The organism is Halalkaliarchaeum sp. AArc-GB, from assembly GCF_031432225.1.
In the GTDB taxonomy this organism is placed as follows: domain Archaea; phylum Halobacteriota; class Halobacteria; order Halobacteriales; family Haloferacaceae; genus Halalkaliarchaeum.
This window is the reverse complement of sequence record NZ_JAVKGM010000018.1, coordinates 32070-50963: the sequence shown is the minus strand read 5'-3', so window position 1 is coordinate 50963 and position 18894 is coordinate 32070. Positions and strand designations below refer to the sequence as shown.

Sequence of the window (18894 nt, the reverse complement as noted above, 5' to 3'; positions counted from 1 at the left end):
CGGAGGCCGACCGTTCGGTGTCGCTGTTTTGCCGCTCTCGACCCGGTTCACGTTCCGGATTCCGGTCTCTCCTCTGCAATATGCTCGGCGATCCGGGCGGCGTGTCGGAGCCGGCCGGGGATCCCCGGCCGTTCCGTAAACGCCGTACAGAAGTGGATTCCCTCCGGGGGGTTCAACTCGTCGAGCGCTTTGAAGGACCGGTCGTAAGCGGGCATTCCTGGTTCGATCAGGTGGACGTCGATCGGCGTCGCCGGCGTGCCGACCACCGCTTCGAACTCCCGGGCGATTTCCGCGCCGAGCGTTCCGTCCGACACCTCGAGCAGTCCGGGATAGCTGCCCGGATCGACGTAGCAGGTGAACAGCCGGTCCCGGTCGAGGAAACTCGAGTTCCAGGTCATGCCGCTGATCTTCGAGGACTCGTACCACGGAACCAGCGTCCCGATGCCGGGTCGGTCGAACGACGACTCCAGATACACCATCGCGATCGGGTTGTAGTTGAACCGTCTCAGCGTGTCGGCGGTCTCCTCGTCGAGATTCGACAGCACCTCGGCTGCAGCGTTCGCCTGCGTCGTGATCACCACTTGCTCGACGGGCGTGACCCCGTCCTCGGTTACGATCTCGAACCCGTCGCCGTCACGCCTGATCCCCGTCACCGCGGTCCCGAGCCGGATCGCGTCGGCGTTCGCCTCGTACAACGCGTCCGAAAGCGTACCCAGACCGTCCTCGAACGTACAGATTTCCGGGACCTCCCGTCCGTCGATCAGTTTTCGAATCAGCCACAGCAAGATGCTTCCCTCGATCCCGGCGCCCCGAATCGCTTTCCCGAGCGAGTATTCCATCAGCATCTCGTCGGGATCCGTCCCGTAAAGTCCGCTGTACAGTGGCCCGAGATATCGACGGGCGGCCTGCGGACCGAACTTCCGCGCGAGGAAGGCCTCGACGGTTTCACCGTCTCTGGGCGGTCCGGTGAGCGGCTCTTTCAGGATCCGAAGCTTGCCTCCGAGCGAGAGCAGATCAGTCGTGAACGCCTCGCGGACGGACAGTGGGACGACCTTCAACTCGCCGTCGAGGTAGACGTACATCGGCTGGTCGTCGTCGCCGATACGGAGTTCCTCGCGCAGACCCAACTCGTCGACCATCCCGGAGATCTGTCCGGAAAGACGGAGCCGCTGGGGACCGAGCTCCAAGACGTGTCCGTCGACCTGCCGGCTCCGCATGATGCCGCCTGGCTCTTCGCGCGCCTCGAATCCGACCACGTCGACGCCGCGGTTCGACAACTCGCGGACGACCGAGAGTCCGGAGACGCCCGCACCGACGACGCCGACGGTCATCGGCCCACCTCGGATCTGGCGCCCGACAACAGTGAAATCGGTGACGTACCCATCTGTGTCGGCCTACCGGCGTCGAGCCAATAACCGCTTCGACACACGCCGAACGGCCTTTTAGGCATCGAACTCCCTGGAGACTGACGTCCGTCAGTCGTCGGCGATCGCCCACGGACACAACGGGTCGCTCCCGATCGGATCACCGGTGGCGGCGTACGCCCGGGAGCGAGAGCCGCCACACTCCTCGGTGACGACGCAGTCGCCGCAGGGACCGTTGAAGGAGTTTCGGTCCCGGAGCTTCTGCAGGGTCGGGGACTCCTGATAGATCTCCGGCAGCGGGGTGTCCCGAACGTTCCCGGCAGACAGCGGCATGAACCCCGACGGATACACTTCCCCGGTGTGGCTCACGAACACGAAGCCGTTGCCGGCACCGGTGGAGCCGACCGGACCGCCACGGACGCCCTCCCGTTCCTGAAGTTCCCGGGCGACCCGACGGTAGAACGGCGCTTCGACGGTGATGAGCCGGAACGGCGCATCCTGTCCCCGGCGATAGAGCCACTCCATGACCTCCCGGGCGCGCTCGGGGGATAACTGTTCGAGCTCTTCTCCCCGTCCAACGGGAATCAGGAAGAACACCTCCCACATCGCGGCGTCGTACTCCTCGACGAGGTCCGCGATCTCGGGGAGCTCGTCCACGGTCGAGGCGGTGACGGTAGTGTTGAACTGGATCGACACACCCAGATCACGGGCGTGTTCTGCCGCCCGGATCGCCGTCTCGAAAGTTCCCTCCTCGCCTCTGAATGCGTCGTGGCTCTCTGCGGTCGCCCCGTCGAGACTCAGCGCCATGCGTCCGATCCCGATGTCGGCGAACCGCTCGATCGTCTCCCGATCCAAAAGCGGCGTCGTCGCCGGCGTTATCGACGGTGTCACGCCGGCCTCGACCGCACCCTCGAGCAGCTCGAAGATGTCGGGCCGTTTGAGCGGATCGCCGCCGGAGAGAACCATGAACGGCTGCGTCGAGAACTCCGCGACCTGCTCGAACAGTTCGATCCCCTCCTCGGTGGAAAGCTCTCCGGAGTCCCGGTCCGTGTTCGCCTCCGCGCGACAGTGGTCACACGTGAGATCACACGCCTGGGACACCTCCCAGGTGACCACGAGCGGGGACTCGCTGTAGTCCCGGGCGCCGGGATGGCCTCCGGAGTCTGCAGCCCTGTTCGCGTGTGGGTGGCTACCGGAATCGGAGGAGCGATCCGCGTGTGGGTGGCTACCGGAATCGGAGGAGCGATCCGCGTGTGGGTGGCTACCGGAACCGGCGTCTCGGCGGTGGGGTGAACTCATTGTTCGAGAATTGGCCTCCTCGGGAAAGTGGACTACCCCCTATTTACCGGATGTTTAAGTACGACGACTCACGAAGCGGCGCGACGCGCCAGTAGTCCGCCGGCGAAGACCGCGAAAAAGCCCAGGAGGAACGCGGCGGGTTGAACGACGAGCCGTTGCAGCAACACGACAGCTCCATCAGATTCGATCGTTCGGGTCCACAGTTCGTACGTTTCTCCGTCGTATTCGATCAGATAGAACCCGTCATTCGGCGAGGGATCGTCAGGATATGCGAACCGGTCGATCCGGTCGTCGGGATCGGCGACAGAGAACTCGCGGCTCTCGCGGGTCTGTTCGAACAGCTCCTGGGCGTCGGGCGGCAGCTGTTCGTACGCGATCGGCTCTGTTCCGTAGTCCGGCGTGGAGGCGTCGGCCGGCTGGACCGTGTGGACGTACTCGGCTGTCGGCTGACCCACGGCGACCGGTAAGTAAAGCGGGTTCGCCATGAGACCGACGCCGACTGCGAGGCAAACGATCGCCAGAGCCGCGTGGCGTCCCCGGTCGGATCCCTGGGGTGACTCGCGGCTCGAGTCGGCGTCGGATCGTGCCATGGGTGAAATAGAACCCCGGGACAGATGGCTCTTGGCTTCTCCGTCCACGGCTATCGGCACCGAGACGGTCGGTCAGTCGACAATCACCGGCTCCGACTGACCGGAAACGCGACGCGGTCCGGGTTGTCGTTCATCCGGTCGAGTATTCGCTCGTACAGCTCGTTTCGCACCGTTTGCCCGCGTCGGGGATGAACGAGATAACGGAGCCTGAGCTCTACCCAGGACTCCTTTTGAGTGATGTTCACCGAGGGGCGGCTGCGGACCTCCAGTTCGACGGGCGTCTCGGCGAGCCGCACGCGGTACCGCTCGATCGCCCGTTCCATCTCCGCTCCGAGGTAATCGTCGGCCTCTTCGACCATCAGCTGGCGGGCGAACGCCAAATCGGTTTCGTAGGCGACCTGGACGGACAGTTCGTTCCAGATGTGTGGGAAGTCCTGATACGAATAGTTGTGGACGTGCGAGGAGAGAACGACCGAGTTCGGCAGTGTGACGACCCGGCCGGACGGCTGGTGGCTCGAGACGATCTCTCCGTTGATCTCCCACAACGTGGTGACGAAGAAGTCGACGTCGACCACATCACCCTTCGAGCCCTCGATTGCGACCCGGTCACCGACGCCGTAGGGACGTTTGACCATAATGTAGATCCAGCCGATGAGCGAAAAGAGAGGTTGCTGGAGTGCGAACGTGATCGCGAACCCGACAACGCCAAGCGAGACGAGCAGGCCGGCCCACTGCCGGGTGAGCACCGCGAACACGGCTACGAGCGCAGCAAGCCCGAAGACGAACCGGAGCAGGTTCCGGAGGTTGTGTCGGCGGCGTTTGTCGCCGACTCGACCGACGAGGAACTGAGTCACGAGGACGTAGATGCCGACGATCCCGACGACGACCGCGGCGACTGAAAGTAGCTGAACCGCTATTACGTTCGCCGGCACGTCGAAGAGTGATCGCTGTAGCGGCTCGGTCCGTCTCACGACCCCTGCACCCGCGCCGAGGAGGACTGCCGAAAGAACCGCGAGATATCCGAGCGATCGTTTCACGTGCGCCGAGTCGCCCGCTCGCTTAAAAAAGGTGTCCTCGAATAAGTTCCGATACCAACTGTCCGGGGGCGGGTTTATGGTTCCCGAGGCCGACTCGTCTGGCATGCGCGCAGTTCGCTTTCACGAACACGGTGGGCCGGATGTACTGCAGGTAGACGAAACCGAACGCCCGGAGGCGACGGGTCACAGCGTCGTAATCGAGGTCGCGGGGGCCGGAGTGAACCCGGTCGACACCTACTTCAGGGAGGGATCGTACGAGCCGTTCACGCTGCCGATGATCCCGGGCGTCGACGTCGCGGGCACGGTCGCCGAGACGTCCGAATACGTCGACTCCGTTCAGGAGGGTGACCCGGTGGTCGCGACGGGCCTTGGCAACGATCGATACGGGGGGTACGCCGAATACGTCGCAGTACCCGAGAGCCAACTCGCGGTTCTGCCCGAGGGTGCGGATCTCGTGGCGGCGGGCGGAATGGGAGTGGCCGGCGTCACCGCCTGGCGCGCGCTGATCGATCACGCCGGTCTCGAACCGGCCGAGACGTGCCTGATCCACGGCGGGTCGGGCGGCGTCGGCCACGCGGCGGTACAGATCGCCGCCGCCGCGGGCGCACACGTCGTGACGACTGCCGCACCCGAGTATCACGATCGGGTCGCCGATCTCGGCGCGGACGTCGTCCTCGATTACGGGCGCGACGAGCTCGCCGACGCGGTCCGGGAGGCGGCCGTCGGGGATGGCGTCGACGTTATCCTCGATCATCGGCTGGACGACTATCTCCAGTTCGACGCCGAGGTCGCCGTGACGGGCGCCCGACTCGTCGGCATCGGCGAGAACGATCCGTCGGTCGGCTTCTCGCAGTCGTCCGCCGCCCGGAGCAAGGATCTGCAGGCGACCTTCATGAGTATGTTCAACACGCCCCGACTTGCGGATCCGCTGGCGCGGCTGACAACGCTCGTCGACGCCGGCGACTTCGAAACGTCGGTCGCCCGGACGTACGACCTCGAGGAGGCCGCCGAGGCGCAGCGTGCGGTGATGGAGGATACGTTCCTCGGGAAGCTCGTGTTGACGCCGTAAGCGGTTCCGGCTGACTGTCCATCCGAGGAGTTCTGTTCTCGACCGCCCCGAGCGGTGACCTTTTCACGGCGCCCGGAGAGCCACCGGGCATGGCGAAGGGATGGCTGTACGCGTGGGGGCTCGGCTCCGTCGCCCTCGGCGGCGCGTCGCTGATCATCCCGCTGTACGTCGTTGCCCTCGGCGGGACGCCGTTCACGCTCGGCGTGCTCGCGGGGATCGCCGCGTTCGTCGGGGTTCCGGGAGCGCTCGTTTTCGGACGGCTCGCGGACAGAACCGGCAAGCGTCGGCTGTTCGTGCTGGGCGCTCTCGGACTCGTGGCGGCGATGCTACTGCTCATGCCGGCGGTCGACTCCATCGCCGTGGTGGTGGTGGCCAACGGGGCGATCTGGTTTGCCTTTGCGGCGGCAACGCCCGTTCTCACACTCCTTGCGGTTTCCGATGTTCCGCCCGACTCCTGGAGCACTCGGATCGCGATTTTGAACAAGTATCAGGGCGTCGGCTGGGCGCTCGGACTCCTCTTTGGTGCGGTGTGGACAGGGACCGCCGAACGGTTCCTCTCTCCAGGGTGGGTGTTCGACGGGTTCTTTCTCCTGACGGGGATCTGCGCCGGCATCGGCCTGATCGTCGGGGTTCGAACGTTTCCGGTCAATCCCGCCACCCGAAGGGCGGACGGCACTCCCAGACTCTCGGGGGATCGAATCAGGCGGGCGCTCAGGCGCTCCGACCGGTTCAGCGTCCGGACGGTGACGTTCCCGTTCACCCCGGCGCGGAGTGACTTCCGTGGGCTCCGGTTCGATCGCCTCGTCGACCGATTCACGCCCGAACTCGCGCTGTACTTCGGTGCCGTGTTCGTCTTCTTTTCCGGGTTTTCCGGGTTCTTCGCGCCCCTTCCGGCGTTCCTTTCAGACACCGGCTTCACGTCAGGGGAAATATTCCTGCTGTATCTCGTCTCGAGTGCCGGCGCGGCAGTCGCGTTCGGAACCGCCGGACGGCTCGCGACCCGGTTCGACGTCGGCGTGTTCCAGGCGGCCGGTCTCCTCGTCCGTGGCGTCGCGATCCCGTCGGTTGCGGTCGTCGGTCTCCTGCTGGGCGCCACGCCGGCGAGTTTGGGCACCACTGCCGCCGTCTTCGCCGTGATCGGGCTTACCTGGGCAGTTATCGCGGTTACTGCGGGGACGCTGGTCACGCGGCTCGCGCCGATGACCGTCCGCGGGGAAGCGCTCGGCGTGTACGCCGCGATCGGGGCGCTCGCCGGCGGGTTCGGTAGTATCCTCGGGGGATATCTCGCCGCGATCGACTACCTCCTCGCGTTCGGGACGGCCGGGGGTCTCGTCGTCGCCGGGGCGGGGATCGTGTTCGTGGTTCGTCGACGTGCCGGCTATCTATCGACAAACTTGAGGCCGAGGGATCCGCCTCGAAACTGCTGAACCGCTGGTGGTTCGGCCGCCTCAGCCTTTGATGTTACAGACCGGATACGTCCGGGCCACCTTGTCGCCGATCCCGAGTTCGTCGCTCACGCGAACCACCTCGTCGACGTCCTTGTAGACGCCGGGCGCCTCCTCGGCGATCGTCGCGCCGGACTGTGCCTTCACGTAGATCTGGTTCATCTCCCTGAGGTCGTCCCGAACGTCGCCGCCCCAGTACTCCTGTTTCGCCTGGGTCCGGGACATCAACCGGCCGGCGCCGTGGGCCGTCGAGCCGAACGAGAGCTCAAGGGAGTGTTCTCCACCCCGAAGGACGTAGGATCCGGCCCCCATGCTGCCGGGGATGATCACGGGCTGGCCGACGTCGCGATACGCCGACGGGACCTCGGGCCGGCCGGCCGGGAACGCCCGCGTGGCTCCTTTCCGGTGAACGTACAGTTCCCGCTGCTCGGTGTCGACGGCGTCAGGCGAGTCGTGGGGAACTGCAGTCCCGTTCGCGTCGACGGAAACCTCGTGGACCTCCTTTTTGCCGATGTTGTGGGCGACGTCGTACAGCAGTTCCATTCCGAGATCCTCCCAGCTGTCGTCGAAGACGCGCTCGAAGACCCGGCGAGTCTGGTGGGTGATCAGCTGTCGGTTCACCCATGCGAAGTTGATCGCTGCACACATCGCGCCGTAATACTGCTCTGCGAGTTCGGATCCGGCCGGTGCGGCCGCAAGCTCCTTGTCGGGAAGCTCCGCCAGGAGGTCGCCGTGTCGCTTCTCGATTTTCCGGAGGTAGTCCGTACAGACCTGGTGACCGAGCCCGCGGGAGCCACAGTGGATCAACACGACGATCTGATCCTCTGTGAGCCCGTAGGCGTCGGCGACGTCCTCCCGGTAGACGTCCGTCACCCGCTGGACTTCCAGGAAGTGATTCCCCGACCCGAGGCTGCCGATCTGGTTTTTCCCGCGGTTCTTCGCCTCCGCCGAGACTGCGCCGGGGTCTGCGTCGGGGCGCATCCCCTCGTCCTCGCAGTGGCGGAGATCCTCCTCGACGGCGTAGCCGTGCTCCAGCGCCCAGTCGACGCCCCGATCGAGCACCGCGGTTACGGTGTCGACGTCCGATTCCACGACCCCGCCCCCGCCCAGCCCGGACGGGACGTTCGCGAACAGCGCGTCGACGAGTTCCTCCTCTTTGCCCTGGAGGTCCTCGTAGGTGAGGTTCGTCTTCACCATTCGAACACCGCAGTTGATGTCGTATCCGATCGCCCCCGGGGATATACAGCCGTGTTCGGCGTCGATCGCACCGACGCCGCCCACGGGGAAGCCGTACCCCTGGTGGCCGTCGGGGAGGCAGACGGCGTGGGAGGTCATTCCCGGCAGTTCAGTCGAATTACGCAGCTGTTCGAGGGTCTTGTCGCCGCTGATCTCCTCGAGCAGGGGCTCGCTGGCGTATACGCGAGCCGGCACGTTCATCTCCCCCTCGCGGGGCATCTCCCAGACGTGTTTCCGGATCTTCTCGAGCGTGACGTCGCCGAACTCGCGAGTAGTCATATTTAAGTCTTGATCTCCAACTCTCAATAGCGTTACGGGGATGGCATCTTACAGTTCGACCCGGTCAGTCGTCGGCGACTGCCGCGTCGGGCCGGTACTCCTCGCTTATCTTCAGCCATTTGTCCGTGCGGAACCGCCAGTAGTTAATTACCGCCGGAACCGCGGTCTCGGCGACGAACGCCAGATACAGTCCCCACAGCCCGATCGCGGGCACGGCGATCCCGGGCGTGGTCACCCCCAGGACCGGAACCGCGATCGACGGCACGACCAGTCCGACGGCACCGAGATAGGCGACCGGGATCGACACGCCGAACATGCCGAGAAGCTGACTCAGGAACGTTATCCGGGTGTCGCCGCTGGCGTCCAGCAGGCCCGCAGCCGAACTTTTCACGCCCTGGAACACCACCGCGAAACACGCCGCGTACACGAGGTTGATCGCGATCGGGATCTCGCCGCTCGTCGGGTCGTCGGCGAAAAGCACCACGATCTGTTCGGCGAATGCGGCGACGAGCAGCGCAGACACCACGTACGTCGCCACCGAAAACCGGGTGATGTCCCGGCCGTAGGCGGCGGCTTCGGTTTCGTCGTTCTGCCCGAGCGACTGGCCGACCAGGCTGGACGCCGCGAGCCCGAATCCCCAGCCGGGCGCGTTCATCACGCCCCAGATCCGCCGGGCGATCACCCACGCGGCGACGGTGTTCTCCCCGAAGATGTCGAGAATACCCAGCATCGGAAATTCGGCGGCTGTCCAGACGAGATTACGCAGTCCGACCGGGGTTCCGATCTCGATGAGATCACCGATCATCCCCGGCTCGGCCCACTTGCCGGTCGCCGAGATCTGCACGGGAAACGGGACGAGACCCGGCAATCCACCGAGAAGCAGCCCCACGACGAACGCCGCCGTGATCGCCACGTTGGAAAGCACCGTTCCGAGCGCGGCGCCGGCAACGCCCATGCCGAACCCGAAGATGAACACCGCGTTGAGCAGGATGTTCGCCACCGCCCCGCCGGCACGCACCAGCATCGCCGTGTAGGCGTCGTCACAGCCGACGAGCACGCGGCTTCCGACGAGGTTCAGCCCCGCAAAGGGGATACCGAGCCCGACGATCTTGAGATACGTCGCCCCCTCCCGGATCGCCGCCTCGTTGCGGGTCAAAAGCGAGATGAACTGTTCGGGATACGTCCAGAACACGACCGACAGCGGAACCGTCAAGACGACGACAAGCAGCGTGCTCGACCGGACGGCCCGTCCCAGTTCGCCCCACGCCTGTGCGCCGTATCGCTGGGAAACCAGCGCGATCGTCCCGCCGGCGACGCCGCCGCCGACGGCGAACGCGAACCCCCAGAACGGACTCGCAAAGCCGACGCCGGCGATCGCCGACGTCCCCACCGCGACGCCGACCATCGCGACGTCGACGGCGTTTTTCGACATTCGGGCGATACCGGTCACGACGCGGGGCCAGGCCAGCGCCGTCGTCTTCACCGCCCGTTCCCGGTCGATCAGCCCGAGCTTCGCCAGCCCGAGTCCGATCCACAGAATAACCAGCCGGACGGGGTTCGGCAGCCGATACATCAGGCCTGCCGGTCGAGCTCGTCGAGCGTTTCCTCGAGTGTGGGGAGATCAGCGTCCCGGGTGAGGATCGGTTCGATGACCCGGTCGAGGAGCTCCTCGACGACAGTCCGGGTGTAACTGTCGTTCTCCTCGCCGAGAGTGATCTGTCGAGTTCTGGCGCCATCGAGCGTCGCGACCAGCAGTGCTGCGGTCCGTTCGGGATCGACCGGTTCGAAGACGCCGGTCTCGATCCCGTCCTCGAGGATGTCGATCACAGTAGTCCGCAATAGCCGGTCGCTCCGGACAAGTCGTTCGCGGATACGTTCGTTGAACGCGCCCTGCGACCGCATTTCCAGCAGTGCGAGGTGAAACGCCTCCCGGTCCTCGTCGCCCGGCGCGAAGACGAACCGGGCCAGAAACTCCATCAGTCGTTCCCCCGGCGGTTCGGTCGACCGACATTCGAGCCGCTGTTCGTAGGAGTCGAGGAGGTCATCGAGGAACGCCACCAGCAGATCCTCCTTCGTATCGAAGTGGTAGTGCAAAAGCGACTTGCTCTTCGAACACTCGTCGGCAATGTTCTGCATGGTCAATTCGGCGTAGCCGTGTTTCCGCAGGGCGCGGTCGACCGCCTCCAGTATCTCCTCGTCCGCTGCCGATTCCCGACCCATTGACTGACTGGTCAGTTAACGACGCTGAAAATTCTTTCGGAGCGTCCCGGAACCCGGATCACTTTACCGACGTGCCGTCGTCTCTTCCCGTATGTATCTCGGAGTCGACGGCTGTCCGGACGGATGGATCGCCGTTGCCTACGACGACCACGGGTACGCCGATTCCGGGCTGTACTCTCACATCGAAGACCTCTACGGGAAGTACGGCGTCGACGCGGAGACAATCCTCGTCGACGTCCCGATCGGTCTCCGGGAGCGCTCGAACGCGAAACGTCCCTGTGACGTCGCCGCCAGGAAGCTGCTGTCCCCCGATCGTCACTCCAGCGTCTTCGCCCCGCCGATCCGGGCGGCAGTCCACGCCGACAGCTACGAGGAAGCCAAGCGTATTCAGGAGGAGCACACCGACGGCAGCCTCGGGGTCCAGACGTGGGGGATCGCCGACGGGATCGCACAGGTGGATCGCTTCCTTCGGGAGATGCGACCGGAAGCGGTCGGCGTCGTCCGGGAAGCCCACCCAGAAGTCGCGTTCTGGGCGCTCGCCGGCGAGGAGGCAACTCGATATTCGAAAACGGGGCAACCCGCTGCCGCGTTCGTCGAGCGCGTCGACCGGCTCGAGGCGATCGATCCAGAGGTCATGTCGCACCTTCGGGCGGCCGGAACTGATCTCGGTGCCGAGGTCGGTCTCGACGATCTCGCCGACGCGTTCGCACTCGCGGTGACGGCCAGCCCGCTCACTGGCGACCTTCGGACGCTCCCCGGCGATCGGTCCGGCGTCGATTCGGACGATCAGAGCGGTCCGGACGGTCCTGGTGACCCTGCCGGGTTGCCGATGGAGATGGTGTACGCCCGGCCGTGACTGTCCGATCCGTCGTCGGTCCCCCCGGTCGAATCACAGACTATTCGTCGTCCCCGGTCGAATCACAGACTATTCGTCGCTCCCGATCGAACGCTTTACTCGTGAACGGAGTATCGAGGGAGCATCCACTCCCGTCGCGGATCATCGATGACAGGGGCGTCCGTGAATTCGGCGGCCCCGATCGGCTCCGGGGGCGGACGTGACACTCGCGTTCTGGGTGCTCGTGGCCCTCGCGACGGCGACCGGGCTGTTTATGGCGTGGTCGCTGGGCGCCAACAGTAACTCCCCTCCCTTCGCGCCGGCGATCGGCGCCAACGCGGTTTCGACGATGCGTGCGGCGTTCCTGATCGGGATCCTCGCGGCCGCCGGCGCGGTCACACAGGGGGGAAGTATCTCCGAAACGGTCGGTACAGACCTCATTCTGGGGACGACCATCACGCCGCTTGCGGCGACGACCGGGCTGCTCGTCGCAGCGTCGTTCATGACGTTCGGCGTCTATTCGGGGTATCCCGTCCCGGCGGCGTTTGCGACGACCGGCGCGATGGTGGGCGTCGGTCTCTCGCTGGGGGGCGCCCCCGCGTTCGACACGTACCGACGGATCGGGACGTTCTGGCTGCTCGTTCCGCCCGTGTCGGGCGGGCTCGCGTATTCCACCGCCACGCTGCTCCGCCGAGACGACGTTCCCGAAACCGTGGGCGTTCCCCTGTTGGCGGCGGTCGTCGCGGCCATTCTCGCCCACATCCGACTCGGGGTGATTCCACACCCCGACCGCGCCCAGGGGTCGGTTGCGGAGTTCGTCTCACACCTGGTCGGGAGTCCGAGCATCATCGGCATCGATCCGGCTCTCGTCGTCGTGACCGTCGCCTTCGCCGCAGTTGGATTCCTGTTCATCCGACGGAAGGTGTCCGCGTCCGTCGATCGAGGGATCCGGTCGTTCCTCCTCGTCCTCGGTGGCATCGTCGCGTTCAGCAGCGGCGGCAGTCAGGTGGGACTGGCGACAGGTCCACTGGAGGAGCTGTACGGGGTCGAGCTCGGCCTTCCAGGGATCGTGCTCCTAACCATCGGTGCTACGGGGATCCTCGCCGGAGCGTGGATGGGGGCCCCGAGACTGTTACAGGCCACCTCTCGGGAGTACGCCCAGCTGGGCGTCCGCCGGTCGATCGCGGCGCTCGTCCCGGGGTTCATCATCGCGCAGGCGGCGATCGCGCTCGGGATTCCGATCTCCTTTAACAACATCATCATCTCGGGAGTCATCGGCGGCGGACTGGCTGCCGGGACTGCCGGTGTCTCCCGCAAGAAGATCGGAGTGACGATAACGTTTTGGCTGCTCACGCTGGCAACGTCGATCGGGATCGGATTCGGGCTCTATCGACTGTTCTCGACGCTCCTGGGGATTCAGTGAGTGTCAGGAAGTTGGCAAGCAGCCGTGCAGTCAGCGAACGACAGTCACCGGAACGGGCGCTTCGCCGGTCACGGTTGTCGCGACGGTTCCCAGGAGCCGACGAACGATGCCGGTCCGCGGGCCCCCGTGGCTCCCCATCACAACCTGATCGACGTCGGCTGCCTCGACGTACGCGAGGATCGTTTCCGCCGGCTCGCCGGTTTCGATTGCCGTTTCGACCGACCGGTCGGCGGCTTCGGCCCTCCTTCTGGCGCGTTCGATCAGTCGTTCGGCACGTTCCCGGGCATCCTCGATCCGCGGCGTCTCGGGTTCCAGAACACCGCCTTCGCTCATCTCCGCGTCGATCGGCGTCACGATGTTCAGAACGGTGATTCTGCAGTCGAACACATCGAGGGCATACACGAGCGCGTCGTCGGCGAGCGGCGATCCGTCAAGTGGAACGAGCACGTGTGATGGCGTCACTACCGCCACAGTACGGCGGACCCGGTCTTGTATCCAGTGGCTCGCCGACAGCAGGACGGGTGCTCCGGCGTGAACGGTATCGATAGCCGAATGTTAAGGTGCTCCTCGAGAAATGACACACCATGTGCGGACGGAACTCCCTGTTCGTCCCGCGGGAGCAACTGGAAGCGCGGTTCGACGCCGAACTCGTCGCCGACGGTGGGTACGAACCGCGATACAACGTCGCTCCCGGAGACGGGCTGGAAGTGATCACGGCCGAGGCCCCCGACGAGATCGACCGCTATCGCTGGGGGATCGTCCCGCCCTGGAGCGACGATTCCGGGCGGGGGGATCTGCTCGTCAACGCTCGCAGCGAGACCGTCGCTGAAAAGCGTGTGTTTCGGGACGCATGGAAGTCCCGGCCCTGTCTCGTTCTCTCGTCGGGGTTTTACGAATGGCAGTCGAAAGCCGGGGGATCGAAACGGCCGTATCGAATCTATCAGGACGGGGACGACGCATTCGCGATGGCAGGACTGTGGGAACCCCCCGCGGGCCAGAGTGACAACACCGAAGAGTCGATGCCGAGAGTAACGATCCTGACCACCGAGGCGAACCAGTTGATGGAGCCGATCCACGATCGGATGCCCGTTGTCTTGCCGAACGAGGTCGAATCCGAGTGGCTCGAGGCGGACCCGACAGCCCGCGCGGAACTGTGCCGTCCGTATCCCGGAGACGATCTCGACGCGTACGAAATCTCGACGCGGGTGAACGATCCCGGAAACGACGACGAGCGCGTGATCGAACCCCTCGAGCACGAACAGTCCGGCCTGGGCGAGTTCTCGTGAGGAACTGGGCGGTACTGTTCAGAGACGGCTGGAACTAGTGAGACAGTGACTCAGCGGACCTCGAAAGCCCTCTTTCAGTCCCACCCGACCGGTCGGACGGGCCAGCCATCTTATCTGAACACCGTCGACTGGGCAGAGTCAGCTCACGTCCGACGGTCAAGGGGCGACGGCACTCAAAACAGGCTCTGTCCGAAGAAGATGACCGCCAGGTTGTTCGCGAACACGAGCAGTCCTGCAGCGAGTAGGCCCCCGAGCCACGCTTCGATTCCGGCCGCGAGATAACCGTCGTATGGTGCGGGTGTCCGGCGCAAAACGTCGACGACTCTGTCGAACAGCACGGTGACGAGCACGACCGCAGCGAGATTTATCCCCAGAAAGATGACCGGCCCCTGGAGGAGCGACCACCGAACAAGGGGATTCGCCTCGTGGATCACCCCGACCTGATAGGCCGCATACGTCGTCGTGATCATGTCCACGGTGACGAGCAGGAACAGCGCGACTGCGATCCAGCTCCAGTACTCCTGGACCCGGGCGGTTATGCTACCGGACCCCGACAGCCCGATCCGATCTCTAAACTCGCAACTCACCACGACGTCGTCGCCGTCATGTCCTGTTTCCGGTGGCACCGGTCTCCTCCATCGGACTCTCGATTCGATCGTCCCTTAAATGGCTGCCCCGGATTCTCACCGATGATTTTTGGCGATCCTGGCACGCCTGGCCCGTGAACGCGAACGGATCAAGATCCCGGCTCCGACACCGGTTTATCGCTCGATGGCGTACTAACAACAATGACCCAACGTTCCCTCCTCACACGTGCACTGTGGTTCCTGTTCGTCGGCTGGTGGACGACGCCGATCGTCGTCAACGTCGCCTGGGCGCTGAACGCCACCGTGATCCTCATCCCGATCGGGATCAAACTCATAAACCTCGTCCCGACGGTGCTGACGCTGGCGGAGCCGCGGTCGCTTACAGACAAGTCCTCGAGCCGGGGACAGCACTCGCTTCTCCTCAGGGCGATCTACTTCGTGCTGATCGGCTGGTGGCTGAGCTTTCTGTGGGCCAATTTCGCGGCCCTGCTTGCGATCACGATCGTCGGCCTCCCGATCGCGATCTGGATGCTGAACCGACTCCCGTTCGTGACCTCCCTCTACCGGTTCCACGGGTGAACGTCAGGTTCCGGGCGGGGTCCGCACGTGGTGTCCGCAGTTCGGACATTGACCTTCTTCCATGAACTCGGTCGGCCCGGTTCCCGTCGCCGCGTTGTAGTTGAAGCTGTGTCCACAGTTCGGGCAGGTTTCCGAACGACGTGCCATGCGCTGTCTTCACAAACGGTTCACTCAAAACTCGATCGTCATTCGAGTTCGATCGTCCGATCGGCCCAGCGCTTGAGCGTCGAGAGACAATCCCGCTCGTGCCGGGTGACGGGATCGTTTCTCCCCAGTTCCCCACCCTCGTAGGCGTTCACCACTGCACACTCGGCGCGATCGCAGTAGGCAGTTAGCTCATTCGGGTTCCCCACGTCGTGCTGGAACGGGATTGTGGCGTCGTTGACGAACACCGCAGATGGATTCGACGGTACAGCGTCGAGCAGTTTCCTGGCGCGCTCGGCGTTGTTCCGTGCCAGCCGTAGCGCCTCGTCGTCTGTTTTCCCCTGTAGCCGCGGCGCGTGTGCGACGAGGACGCCGTGCCAGACCCCCTCGGGAACCTCGAGGAACCGATCGAGTCGACCGCCGATAACCCGACCGTCGCGTTCGACCTCCGGCCCAAATTCGAGGAGGGCGACGCCCTCAGTTCCGTGCTGTTCGATCCATGCGGAAAGCGCCCCGGCTGTGAGGCGGGTTTTCCCCGTGCCGGAGGGGCCGACGATCAGCGTCGATCCCGAAAGCGGAACGTCCCGAGTTTGCTCGCCGTGGTCGGTCATCGGCCCACCGTCTCGAGTCCGTATTTTCCGAGGAGTCCGACGATCGCGATTCCGAGCACGATGGCGAACGCGAGTACGAATCCCGAGATCGGATCGACGCCGGTCGAAACCTCCTCCCGTACGAAGTTCGCCGCGAGGGTTCCCGTAACGGCAAACAGCGTGACGCCGCCGAAGTTCGCCAGCCGGGAGTTGGGTTCGGGGACCGCGTCGCTGTTCAGCAAGTACAGCACGATCGCGATCGCGAACGGTGTCCCGACGGTACCCAGCGCGAGCACGAGCACGAGTTGGCCGAGCACCTCCCCGCCGATGAACGCGCCGGCGCCGGAGACGACGGCAAAGCCCGCGAGCAACAGGCGATAGCGTGTGTCGGCGATGGTCGTCTCCCAGCCGAGTTTGTCGGCGACGAGGAACGGCGGCACCACCGTGTTTCCGCCGAGCGTCGACACCGCGGCACCGCCCAGACCCAGCAGGAACAGCAGACGCGCGTGTTCGCCGACCAGCGGACCGAGCGCCTCCGCGGCCCCCACTGCGGTCAGATCCGGATCCGAGAGGACGCTCGCGGCGACGAGAAAGATGGCGACGCTGTAGATCCCGAACGCCACGAGCATCGACGCGCCGACGTCGAACGTCGCGAGCCCGTACTCTCGGTCCGTCCACCCGCGTGCCCGCATCGTGTACGAGTGCATCGTGATCAGCGTGATGTGGACCGCGCCGCCGAGGACGCCCGCCGCGACCAGCGCACCGCCGGACGGGAGGGTAGGAACAAGCCCCGTCGCAGCCGTACCGGCGTCGGTCGGGACCACGAATAGCGAGGCGACGAACGCGAGCACGGCCAATGCGACCAGAAGTTTGGCCGCGAACTCCAGGAGGTCGTACCCCCTCCCGGCGAGGCCGAGTACGAGGATCAGTGCCCACAGCAGGCCCCACACACGGGCGTCGATCCCCGTGAGCGTCGCCGACACGCTCGCGAGGGTGTTCATGATCACCAACTGGGCGAGGCCGGCGGCGATGACGACGTCGATCACCAGTATCCACGCCCACGTTTCGCCGAGATGGTCCTCCGTGACGCCGACGATCCCTCGTTCGGTGAGCAGACCCAACCGCATCGCCAGGTACTGAGCGAGGGCGCCGGCTCCAGCCGACAGAACGACCACCCACAGCAGGGCGTAATCGAAGAGTGCGCCCGCGGTGATCAGGCTCGCCATCGTCGCCGGCCCGGCAGCGATCGCGCCCGCGATCCAGGAGGGCCCCATCTCCCCCAGGTACGAACGGATCGCGCCCCGAGTGACAGCTGTCACGTCAGTCGACGGCTCACCCGACTCCGGCGGCGTTGCTTCGCCCGCGACTTCGCCGCTGGCGTCTTCGAGACACTCGCCCCGTTCGTGTCCCGCTTTGCTCATGCCGGAGGATCGTAGCTCAATGCCGAAATAAGTAGGTGATACAATCCAGTTGTTACCACCGACACCACCGATTAGTATCTTCCCGTTATAGCGTCACACATGGGAACCCAGAGACGCGCCGCACCCGTACGGAAACCAGTCGTGTTGTCGATCGCCGGCAGCGACTCCGGCGGCGGCGCCGGCATCCAGGCCGACCTCAAAACGATGGAGGCGCAGGGGACCTTCGGGACGAGCGTCGTCACGAGCGTCACCGCACAGAACACGCTCGGCGTCGAGTCGACCCATCCGGTTCCAGTTTCGGAGATCGAGGCACAGATCGACGCCGTCCGCTCGGATTTCGACGTTCGGGCCGCCAAAACTGGGATGCTCGGGACTCGAGAGGTTCTCGAGGCAGTCACCGAACGAACAGCCGAGATGTCGATCCCCCTCGTCGTCGATCCGGTGATGGTCGCTGCGTCCGGCGATCGGCTGCTGGAATCGGAGGCTGAAGCAGCCTACGAGGACCTGATCGCCGAAGCGACGCTCGTGACGCCGAACGCAGACGAGGCTGGCGTGCTGACCGACATCGAACCCGAGGGAGAAGACACCGCACGAGAGGCGGGCGAACGACTCGTCGAACTCGGTGCCGACGCCGCCCTCGTGAAAGGCGGACACGTTCCGGGCGACCGGATACGCGACGTGCTCGCCTTCGCCGGCGACAAAGAAACGATGATCTTCGAGCACCCGCGCGTCGGGACTGACGCGACGCATGGATCCGGCTGTACGCTCTCGAGTGCGATCGCCGCGCGACTCGCGCGGGGTGAGGAGCTCGAGGAGGCTGTTCGAACCGGAATCGCGTTCCTGGAGCGTGCGGTCCGGTATCACCACGACGTCGGTACCGGCCCGGGTCCGGTGCATCACCTGGTCGAGATTCGGGAGCGTGCCTCGCGACATCCCACTGCAGAAGCAGTCGAGGAAGTCGTCGATTCCCTGATCGAGATGGACGCACGACCGCTCGTCCCCGAGGTCGGGCTGAACGTGGTCGGTGCCACGCCGTACGCCGAGGCGACCGTCGAGACTGCAGCCGTCGAAGGGCGGATCACTCGAACTCGTTCCGGTGTCAGGCCGAATCGCGGCGTCCGATTCGGCGCATCAAGCCACGTCGCCCGCTTCCTGCTTTCCGCCCGGGAACACGATTCGACCCTCCGGTTTGCGGCGAACCTCCGGTTCGACGACGACGTCGAATCGGCGTTGTCGGCCCTCGAGAGTGTCGTCGAGATCGACCGCTCGAAGGAACCCGCGCCCGACGAGGAGGGATCGACGATGGGCTGGGCCGCCGGTCGAGCGTTCGAACGCGCCGAGAAAACGCCCTCGGCGGTGTTCGACCGGGGCGACGTGGGAAAGGAAGCGATGACCCGCCTGCTCGCTTCGGATTCGGAAACACTTAGAAATAGACTGGAAACCGTCCTCGGAGAACTTCATAAAGGCGGCGCCGATTCCTGACTACGAAG

Annotated in this window: 18 protein-coding genes; 7 read left to right on the top strand and 11 right to left on the bottom strand. The window is 65.1% G+C overall.

Going from position 1 to position 18894, the window contains the following annotated elements; translation table 11 throughout:
* Window positions 1-47 precede the first annotated feature (47 nt).
* The 4 genes from hemG to RH858_RS14510 all read right to left on the bottom strand — a co-directional run bounded on the left by hemG (window position 48) and on the right by RH858_RS14510 (window position 4290).
* Entirely contained in the window at window positions 48-1331 is a 1284-nt protein-coding gene (hemG, locus tag RH858_RS14525; protein WP_259536351.1) for a protoporphyrinogen oxidase, read from the bottom strand.
* 144 nt (window positions 1332-1475) lie between these two features.
* Complete coding sequence (locus tag RH858_RS14520; protein WP_259536350.1) at window positions 1476-2663, bottom strand: TIGR04053 family radical SAM/SPASM domain-containing protein; 1188 nt, start codon at window positions 2661-2663, stop codon at window positions 1476-1478.
* 68 nt (window positions 2664-2731) lie between these two features.
* The gene (locus tag RH858_RS14515) at window positions 2732-3253 is read right to left on the bottom strand and encodes a hypothetical protein (protein ID WP_310562253.1); all 522 of its coding nucleotides are present in this window, start codon (window positions 3251-3253) and stop codon (window positions 2732-2734) included.
* 83 nt (window positions 3254-3336) lie between these two features.
* On the bottom strand, window positions 3337-4290 hold the full coding sequence (locus RH858_RS14510) for a mechanosensitive ion channel family protein (RefSeq protein ID WP_259536346.1): 954 nt from the start codon (window positions 4288-4290) through the stop codon (window positions 3337-3339).
* A 103-nt stretch (window positions 4291-4393) separates the two neighbouring features.
* Here RH858_RS14510 and RH858_RS14505 point away from each other — a divergent pair, with 103 nt between their 5' ends.
* Entirely contained in the window at window positions 4394-5359 is a 966-nt protein-coding gene (locus tag RH858_RS14505; RefSeq protein ID WP_259536345.1) for an NADPH:quinone reductase, read from the top strand.
* An 89-nt stretch (window positions 5360-5448) separates the two neighbouring features.
* Window positions 5449-6786 (top strand): MFS transporter, encoded by a 1338-nt coding sequence (locus RH858_RS14500; RefSeq protein WP_259536344.1) that lies wholly within the window; start codon window positions 5449-5451, stop codon window positions 6784-6786.
* 21 nt (window positions 6787-6807) lie between these two features.
* On the opposite strand, the gene RH858_RS14495 is transcribed toward RH858_RS14500, so the two are convergent.
* The 3 genes from RH858_RS14495 to RH858_RS14485 all read right to left on the bottom strand — a co-directional run bounded on the left by RH858_RS14495 (window position 6808) and on the right by RH858_RS14485 (window position 10539).
* A complete protein-coding gene (locus tag RH858_RS14495) occupies window positions 6808-8319 on the bottom strand; it encodes an RtcB family protein (RefSeq protein WP_259536343.1) in 1512 nt (503 codons plus the stop codon).
* 64 nt (window positions 8320-8383) lie between these two features.
* Window positions 8384-9892 (bottom strand): MATE family efflux transporter, encoded by a 1509-nt coding sequence (locus tag RH858_RS14490; RefSeq protein WP_259536342.1) that lies wholly within the window; start codon window positions 9890-9892, stop codon window positions 8384-8386.
* A complete protein-coding gene (locus tag RH858_RS14485) occupies window positions 9892-10539 on the bottom strand; it encodes a TetR/AcrR family transcriptional regulator (protein ID WP_259536341.1) in 648 nt (215 codons plus the stop codon). Before RH858_RS14485 ends, RH858_RS14490 begins: the two co-directional genes overlap by 1 nt.
* 91 nt (window positions 10540-10630) lie before the next feature.
* Here RH858_RS14485 and RH858_RS14480 point away from each other — a divergent pair, with 91 nt between their 5' ends.
* Window positions 10631-11395, top strand: coding sequence for a DUF429 domain-containing protein (locus RH858_RS14480; RefSeq protein ID WP_259536340.1), 765 nt, complete (start codon window positions 10631-10633; stop codon window positions 11393-11395).
* Between the two features lie 253 nt (window positions 11396-11648).
* Entirely contained in the window at window positions 11649-12797 is a 1149-nt protein-coding gene (locus tag RH858_RS14475) for an inorganic phosphate transporter (protein WP_259536408.1), read from the top strand.
* A gap of 30 nt (window positions 12798-12827) precedes the next feature.
* Here the strand turns inward: RH858_RS14475 and RH858_RS14470 are convergent, their stop codons facing one another.
* Window positions 12828-13259, bottom strand: a complete 432-nt coding sequence (locus RH858_RS14470; RefSeq protein ID WP_259536339.1) for a universal stress protein — start codon at window positions 13257-13259, stop codon at window positions 12828-12830.
* 122 nt (window positions 13260-13381) lie between these two features.
* Here RH858_RS14470 and RH858_RS14465 point away from each other — a divergent pair, with 122 nt between their 5' ends.
* Window positions 13382-14083 (top strand): SOS response-associated peptidase, encoded by a 702-nt coding sequence (locus tag RH858_RS14465; RefSeq protein ID WP_310562252.1) that lies wholly within the window; start codon window positions 13382-13384, stop codon window positions 14081-14083.
* A gap of 173 nt (window positions 14084-14256) precedes the next feature.
* Here the strand turns inward: RH858_RS14465 and RH858_RS14460 are convergent, their stop codons facing one another.
* On the bottom strand, window positions 14257-14709 hold the full coding sequence (locus tag RH858_RS14460; RefSeq protein ID WP_259536337.1) for a DUF5658 family protein: 453 nt from the start codon (window positions 14707-14709) through the stop codon (window positions 14257-14259).
* 162 nt (window positions 14710-14871) lie between these two features.
* Between RH858_RS14460 and RH858_RS14455 the strand changes: the two genes are divergently transcribed.
* Window positions 14872-15249, top strand: a complete 378-nt coding sequence (locus RH858_RS14455) for a YccF domain-containing protein (RefSeq protein ID WP_310562251.1) — start codon at window positions 14872-14874, stop codon at window positions 15247-15249.
* A gap of 185 nt (window positions 15250-15434) precedes the next feature.
* Here RH858_RS14455 and RH858_RS14450 read toward each other — a convergent pair whose 3' ends face one another.
* Both RH858_RS14450 and RH858_RS14445 read right to left on the bottom strand, forming a co-directional pair.
* Window positions 15435-16004, bottom strand: a complete 570-nt coding sequence (locus RH858_RS14450; RefSeq protein ID WP_259536334.1) for a hypothetical protein — start codon at window positions 16002-16004, stop codon at window positions 15435-15437.
* On the bottom strand, window positions 16001-17257 hold the full coding sequence (locus tag RH858_RS14445) for a divalent metal cation transporter (RefSeq protein ID WP_310562277.1): 1257 nt from the start codon (window positions 17255-17257) through the stop codon (window positions 16001-16003). The genes RH858_RS14450 and RH858_RS14445 overlap by 4 nt, the downstream gene beginning before the upstream one ends.
* A gap of 246 nt (window positions 17258-17503) precedes the next feature.
* On the opposite strand from RH858_RS14445, the gene thiD reads away from it, so the two are divergent.
* Window positions 17504-18886, top strand: a complete 1383-nt coding sequence (gene thiD, locus RH858_RS14440; RefSeq protein ID WP_310562250.1) for a bifunctional hydroxymethylpyrimidine kinase/phosphomethylpyrimidine kinase — start codon at window positions 17504-17506, stop codon at window positions 18884-18886.
* Window positions 18887-18894 lie beyond the last annotated feature (8 nt).

Bases quoted from the DNA above. Each gene is read 5' to 3' on its own strand.
- RH858_RS14480 (WP_259536340.1), top strand. From the start codon at position 10,631: ATGTATCTCGGAGTCGACGGCTGTCCGGACGGATGGATCGCCGTTGCC.
- RH858_RS14495 (WP_259536343.1), bottom strand. From the start codon at position 8,319: ATGACTACTCGCGAGTTCGGCGACGTCACGCTCGAGAAGATCCGGAAA.
- RH858_RS14475 (WP_259536408.1), top strand. From the start codon at position 11,649: ATGGCGTGGTCGCTGGGCGCCAACAGTAACTCCCCTCCCTTCGCGCCG.
- hemG (WP_259536351.1), bottom strand. From the start codon at position 1,331: ATGACCGTCGGCGTCGTCGGTGCGGGCGTCTCCGGACTCTCGGTCGTC.
- RH858_RS14500 (WP_259536344.1), top strand. From the start codon at position 5,449: ATGGCGAAGGGATGGCTGTACGCGTGGGGGCTCGGCTCCGTCGCCCTC.
- RH858_RS14455 (WP_310562251.1), top strand. From the start codon at position 14,872: ATGACCCAACGTTCCCTCCTCACACGTGCACTGTGGTTCCTGTTCGTC.
- RH858_RS14485 (WP_259536341.1), bottom strand. From the start codon at position 10,539: ATGGGTCGGGAATCGGCAGCGGACGAGGAGATACTGGAGGCGGTCGAC.
- RH858_RS14515 (WP_310562253.1), bottom strand. From the start codon at position 3,253: ATGGCACGATCCGACGCCGACTCGAGCCGCGAGTCACCCCAGGGATCC.
- RH858_RS14450 (WP_259536334.1), bottom strand. From the start codon at position 16,004: ATGACCGACCACGGCGAGCAAACTCGGGACGTTCCGCTTTCGGGATCG.
- RH858_RS14520 (WP_259536350.1), bottom strand. From the start codon at position 2,663: ATGAGTTCACCCCACCGCCGAGACGCCGGTTCCGGTAGCCACCCACAC.
- RH858_RS14505 (WP_259536345.1), top strand. From the start codon at position 4,394: ATGCGCGCAGTTCGCTTTCACGAACACGGTGGGCCGGATGTACTGCAG.
- thiD (WP_310562250.1), top strand. From the start codon at position 17,504: ATGGGAACCCAGAGACGCGCCGCACCCGTACGGAAACCAGTCGTGTTG.
- RH858_RS14490 (WP_259536342.1), bottom strand. From the start codon at position 9,892: ATGTATCGGCTGCCGAACCCCGTCCGGCTGGTTATTCTGTGGATCGGA.
- RH858_RS14465 (WP_310562252.1), top strand. From the start codon at position 13,382: ATGTGCGGACGGAACTCCCTGTTCGTCCCGCGGGAGCAACTGGAAGCG.
- RH858_RS14445 (WP_310562277.1), bottom strand. From the start codon at position 17,257: ATGGGGCCCTCCTGGATCGCGGGCGCGATCGCTGCCGGGCCGGCGACG.